The organism is Chromohalobacter sp. HP20-39, from assembly GCF_033052815.1.
GTDB lineage: Bacteria > Pseudomonadota > Gammaproteobacteria > Pseudomonadales > Halomonadaceae > Chromohalobacter.
Genome location: NZ_JAWHTP010000516.1, coordinates 1 through 288, shown reverse-complemented (window position 1 = coordinate 288; position 288 = coordinate 1). Strand labels below are relative to the sequence as shown.

Here is a 288-nt window from a genome sequence, read left to right as displayed (position 1 = left end):
GCCTGCAGAAGATGGTGGCGCAGGTGCGCTCGGGTTCTGATTCGATTGCCAGCGCCACGCAGCAGATCAGCGCTGGCAACGTGGACTTGTCACAGCGCACCGAGCAGCAAGCCTCGTCGCTGGAGCAGACCGCGTCGAGCATGGAGCAGCTCACGAGCATCGTGAAGCAGAACGCCGACAACGCCCGTCAGGCCAGCACGCTGGCCGGCAACGCGTCGGACATCGCCGTGAAGGGCGGCGAGGTAGTGGGCCGGGTGGTGGACACCATGGCCGGCATCAATGAAAGCA

Annotated in this window: 1 pseudogene; it reads left to right on the top strand. The window is 65.3% G+C overall.

What is annotated here, in order from left to right:
- Nucleotides 1–288, top strand: a pseudogene (locus RVY79_RS19020) (methyl-accepting chemotaxis protein); the annotation flags it as partial.